Annotated in this window: 7 protein-coding genes; all 7 read right to left on the reverse strand. The window is 45.2% G+C overall.

Annotated elements, in window-relative coordinates; genetic code table 11:
- Positions 1–250, reverse strand: a 250-nt coding sequence (locus FWJ59_RS07565) for a response regulator transcription factor (RefSeq protein ID WP_414481344.1), incomplete at its 3' end; no start/stop codon positions are given.
- Between the two features lie 8 nt (positions 251–258).
- Positions 259–1,434, reverse strand: coding sequence for a sensor histidine kinase (locus FWJ59_RS07570; protein WP_414481345.1), 1,176 nt, complete (start codon positions 1,432–1,434; stop codon positions 259–261).
- 176 nt (positions 1,435–1,610) lie between these two features.
- Complete coding sequence (locus tag FWJ59_RS07575) at positions 1,611–2,180, reverse strand: 5-formyltetrahydrofolate cyclo-ligase (protein ID WP_414481346.1); 570 nt, start codon at positions 2,178–2,180, stop codon at positions 1,611–1,613.
- Positions 2,181–2,238: 58 nt separating this feature from the next.
- The gene (gene alr / locus FWJ59_RS07580) at positions 2,239–3,354 is read right to left on the reverse strand and encodes an alanine racemase (RefSeq protein ID WP_414481347.1); all 1,116 of its coding nucleotides are present in this window, start codon (positions 3,352–3,354) and stop codon (positions 2,239–2,241) included.
- A 233-nt stretch (positions 3,355–3,587) separates the two neighbouring features.
- Positions 3,588–3,764, reverse strand: coding sequence for a DUF1540 domain-containing protein (locus FWJ59_RS07585; RefSeq protein WP_414481348.1), 177 nt, complete (start codon positions 3,762–3,764; stop codon positions 3,588–3,590).
- A 113-nt stretch (positions 3,765–3,877) separates the two neighbouring features.
- Positions 3,878–5,020: a glycerate kinase gene (locus tag FWJ59_RS07590; protein ID WP_414481349.1), complete on the reverse strand. Its 1,143-nt coding sequence runs from the start codon at positions 5,018–5,020 to the stop codon at positions 3,878–3,880.
- Between the two features lie 84 nt (positions 5,021–5,104).
- On the reverse strand, positions 5,105–5,416 hold a 312-nt coding region (locus FWJ59_RS07595; protein WP_414481350.1), incomplete at its 5' end, for an SPASM domain-containing protein.

Below are 5,416 nucleotides of genomic sequence, written 5' to 3' on the forward strand. Positions count from 1 at the left end.
CTATTATCTTGGCAGAACAACCTCTTTGCTTAAGCTCCTTTATAGCATATATGCCGTTTTGAACGGGCATGTTTATATCCATCAAAATCACGTCGGGGTTGAGCAGAAGAGCCTTTTCCACCACCTCTTTGCCGTTGGATGCTTCGCCCACTACTTCTATATCATCCTCCAACTCAAGCAGCTGTTCAAGCCCCTTTCTGAAAAGAGAATGATCATCAGCAATGAGCACCTTTATTTTCCTCTGTTCCATACCTTTAACTACCCCTCCTTTTCAATGGAATTAACTGGTATTTGAAGTAAAACTGTAGTACCCTTCCCTTCTTGGGATTGTATACACAATTTGCCTTTAAGAAGCTCAGCCCGCTGCCTCATGCCATATATGCCAAACCCACTTTCATGAATATTGGCTCTTCTTTGTTCTTCAACTTTTACTTTATCAAACCCTATGCCGTTGTCGACAATCCTGCCCATCAAAAAACCATTCTTGATATACAGCTTGATATGAGCCCTTGTTGCTTTTGAATGCTTTTTTATGTTATTTAGAGCTTCCTGTATGATCCTGAATACCGCCACTTCAACCACTTTATCCACAGTGACTTCATCTAAGTCATAGACCTCTAGTGTTACCTCTATACCCGTCTCTTCAATGAAAGTAGCCACATACCGCTGAAGCGTGGGTACCAGGCCTAAATCATCCAGGGACATGGGACGTAGGTCGAATATGATCCTCCGTATTTCCTGAAGGCTGGATTTTACAAGCTGTTTTAGTTCGTTTATTTGCTCCCTAGCCTTACCCGGGTTCCTGTCCAGCAGCTTTTCACACAGCTCGCACTTGAGCACAATATTTGAAAGCGATTGAGCAGGGCCGTCATGGATGTCCCGAGCTAGCCTTTGGCGTTCCTGTTCTTGAGCAGAGATTATCCTTATGCCCATCATCTCTTTTTGTTGTAGCTCATCTATCGTACGGCTTATATTGTTCAGCGCATCGATGAGATAGCTCATGGCAGTAGCTACATGGGTAATCAGATACTCGGCTCTTTCTACGATCTCCCTTGCGCGCCGAATGCGCATCTCAAGCTCGGTCCTTTGAGCGATCAGGTACTGTTCGTTTTCCTTTTTAAGGGCAAGCTTAATCTGCATTTCTCTGGCGATATCGTAGGCCCTCTTGATTTCATCTTCGCTGTAGATCTTAAAATTTTTGCTCAATATCATAAGCCTATAACGACTTTCTTTCTCCAGATGCGACAGCTTCTCCACTTCTTCTATGACTTCTCTTACTTTGTCCTGCAGTTCAGCAAGCTTAATCTCCAGGTCCTTCCATTCCTGACGGGCACTCTCGGCAATCTCAAATATCTGCTTTTTTCCGTCTTCTAATGCATCTATGGCCTTTTTTACTATTTCATTAAGCTGTTCTGGGCTAATCTTTTCGACCAAATTCACTCCCTCGCATGCACGAAAATCTACACAACATCTATATAATTTTGCATATTCGACAAAATAATTAAAATTCCTCTTTATGATGACAGTGAAATAATTAAAAAATTAAAGGCACGGAGCTTCTAACCCCATGCCTTTTTGGTGCAAGCAGTTTTTATTATACAGCAAATCATTCATTTTGGCTTTTTTATGCCGTTTTCGGTTACGATAAGGTCCATAGGAACATCAAAATGGCAAACAGGAATGCTGTATACTATTTGAAACTCAAAAGCCAGGCCTACCTTTTTGGCAAAAGGCGAAACCCTCATCAAAAAGCGGTCGTAATAACCTTTCCCATGTCCTATTCGATTGCCTTGCATATCAAAGGCAAGACCAGGTACTATTATTATCTCCAAGACACCAGGATCAACCGGCCTTATGAATTCCTTTTTGGGCTCGAGGATTCCGTAATGTCCGGGCGCAAGTTCGTCCAGCCCTTTAATTTGGGAAGGGAGCAGGTTAACCTCTTGGGGGATGCAAACTGGCACCACCACAGTCTTGCCGGCATTCAGCAGATCCTGGATTATTTTCTCGGTTCTCACTTCGCCCGGCATGTTTACATATACCATGATGATCTGGCTATTTTGTATGATATCTAAAGAGAACAAGAGTTCAGCTATGCGCTGGCTTTTACAATCGATTTCATCCTGGTTCATATTCTTTCTGCGCTTCAACATGATCCGCCTTATATCCTCTTTTGTCACAGCTTGTGCCTCATTTATCAAGTGGCATCAGCTCCCCCTATGCTTTGCTAAGCCTTCATCAGATGTAAATCCTGGGTATTCTTCGCCCTATACCTGTTAGGACCTCATATGAGATGGTACCGCACAGCCTTGCGATATCCTCTGCTGATATAGTCTCATTCCCCTGGGTTCCAATGAGCACCGCAATATCGCCGGGCTTTACCCCAGGTATGTGGGTGACATCCACCATCACCTGATCCATGCACACCACGCCCACGATGGGGGCCTTCTGTCCGCGTATCAAAACCCATCCCCTGTTGCTTAGCAGCCGGCTATACCCATCTGCGTAGCCTACTGGAAGGGTTGCGATGCGCATAGGACCTTTAGCGATAAAAGTTCTACCGTAGCTGACGCTATCCCCTTTATCTATATCCTTAACATGCACTACCTTTGTTTCCCATTGTAGTATTGGTTCAAGGTGTATCGCTGAGCGCTTAACGGCTGCGGAAGGATAATAGCCGTACATAGCAATTCCTGCTCGAACCAGGTTGAAATGGGCATCGGGGCAATCTATAATAGCAGCGCTATTTGCGGCATGAATCCACTTGAAATTTATGCCATCGCTGCGAAGAGCATCTAGTATGTTTAAAAACCGCTTTATCTGCTGATTGGTAAAGGATTTATCTTCCTCATCCGCTGTCGCAAAATGAGTAAATATGCCTTCCAAAATCAAATGGCTGTATGACTTTACCTCGGAGCAGAATTCCCTTATGCTTTTAATATCCACCAGCCCAATGCGCCCCATGCCGGTATCCACTTTTAGGTGTATGGCTATCTTCTTGTTCAACCGCTGCGCTTCATGATTTAAAAGCCTTGCAACCTCCAGCGAAAACACGCACTGGGCCAAATCGTACTCCACCACCGTCTTTACCTGAGTCTCATCTATGCCTCCGAGAACTAGAATAGGTGCAGTGATTCCAGCCTCCCTCAGCTCCGCCCCTTCTTCGGGTATAGCAACGCCCAGCCACGAAGCGCCCGATACCAAAGCCTGGTGCGCCACGCCAACTGCTCCATGGCCGTAAGCATCCGCTTTCACAATCGCCATTAGCTGGGTGTCAGGCTTTAACATGCGCTTTATGTTTTTTATGTTTCTGTCCAGCTTAGCAAGATCGATTATCACTTTACTGGGTCGCATCTTAAATCACCTGATTCCTCTATTTAAATATATTTCATTGTTTGCGTTTAGGCCGTATATTTTATATGATTCATCGCCGCATATAATGAATTTTTGATTGCAAATTCAATATACTTTAAGATTATAAATCAATTTACAGAAAAAAGAAAGGTCAAAACGCAAATTTTTAACGCAAAGAGGGTATACCCTGAAAAAGGCATACCCTCTTTTCTAGCTTTTAAACCTAATCGTACTTAGGAGTGGGGAACAAAAGTGGCACAATCAGTTTCCTGGGTGGTTCGAGCATTTCGCGGCTGTATCTCAATTTTGGCAGCCCCGCAGTGATCGCCTTCCATATAGTAATGGCAGGTATTTACCACGCATTTGACCCCAGGAAGAGGCTGATTCTTTTTTGGTACGCGGCCTTCCATTTCATGCATCCCTCCTATAAAGAATTCTCTGTTTTAGCTTTTGTATTACAGGAGGGTTTTATTCTATCCAATGTACTGACAAGAATAGCTAATTCCAATTTTTATAAAATATATCATTTAAGCTCCATTCCCAGCTTTATAAATCTGAACATTCGATCAGCGGCATCCTTCAGAAGCTCTTGGGATCTGGCTATAGCCTCATCTAGCGATATGGGAGCATTGACGATGGGCATAATGCTTGCTATACCGCAATCATACACCTTTTGGGCTCCTGGACCCATGCCTCCTACTATGGCAATCACCTTAATCCCTTTGGATTTGCAGCGCCTGGCTATTCCTACGGGTACCTTGCCGTACAACGATTGCCCATCAATCCTGCCCTCACCAGTTATCACAAGGTCAGCACCCTCGATCAGCTCTTCAAATCTTACATAGTCGAGGATAGTGTCGATTCCGGGCTTTAATACCGCCCCGAAAAATGCCACCAATGCAGCTCCAAGCCCACCTGCTGCGCCCGAACCAGGGACTTTGCTCATATCCATACCGGTTGTTTCCTTTATGAGCCTTTCATAGTTTTTCATCCCCGACTCCAAAATATTAAAGGTTTCTTCGGTTACTCCTTTTTGCGGACCATATACGGCGGTAGCGCCATGAGGCCCGGTAAGGGGATTGCTCACATCGCATATGACGGTGATGGTGCTCTCTTTAATGCGAGGATCTATATTATCCAAAATGATCTTTTCAATATGCTGCAGCTGCTTACCCCCAAGCCCTACTTCTTTGCCGAATCTATCCAAAAATTTAACACCCAGCGCTTGGGCAGCACCAATTCCGCCGTCATTGGTAGCACTGCCACCAATGCCTATGATGAAGTCCCGAATACCTTCATCCAGCGCCTTCCTTATGAGTTCTCCGGTGCCATAGGTGGTAGCATTCAGTGGATCCCTTTTTCCGGTTGGAATAAGTGGCAGCCCAGATGCCTGCGCCATTTCGATTACTGCCGTTTTGCCGTGGATAATGCCGTATTTGGCTTTAACGCGCATTTCGGGCAGCGGGCCCATAACCTCCACTGTCCTGTATTCGCCTTTAGCAGCTGTGACAAGGGCATCCACCGTCCCCTCGCCGCCATCGGCAATAGGCACCTTTACCACTTCCAAAGGCGAAAAGTGTCGCCTTGCCACCTCTTCCAGGTGTTCAATCACTTCCAGAGAAGAAAAACTACCTTTAAAAGAATCAGGTGCTAAGACGATCTTCAAGCTTCAGCCCCCCACTTTTTAAAAAGCTCTTTTGCCATCTTTCTAAATGGTAAGATGTTACTGCAAAGCAATTTAGCTCTTCAATCAAGCGCTCTCAAGCGAAAGGGCCACCTCCATCATGAGGGCACACTCTATCCTCTTGCGCTGCATAAGGCACGCCAGCTCGTTTGGCATGTCGATGCTTCCGTTGGTATAATACGCATTGGCATGGCACCCTCCGGAGCAAAAATATTTAGCCCAGCAATCCTTGCATTTTTCCTTTGTCAGAATATTGCACCTTTTAAACTGGTCAGACAGTCCTTTAGGGTCATCTATGCCCTTAAATACATCCCCCATTATAAACTGCGGCTGCCCAACAAATTGATGGCAGGGGTAGAAATGCCCTTCAGGCGATAC

Source organism: Caldicoprobacter sp., assembly GCF_047459465.1.
GTDB lineage: Bacteria > Bacillota > Clostridia > Caldicoprobacterales > Caldicoprobacteraceae > Caldicoprobacter.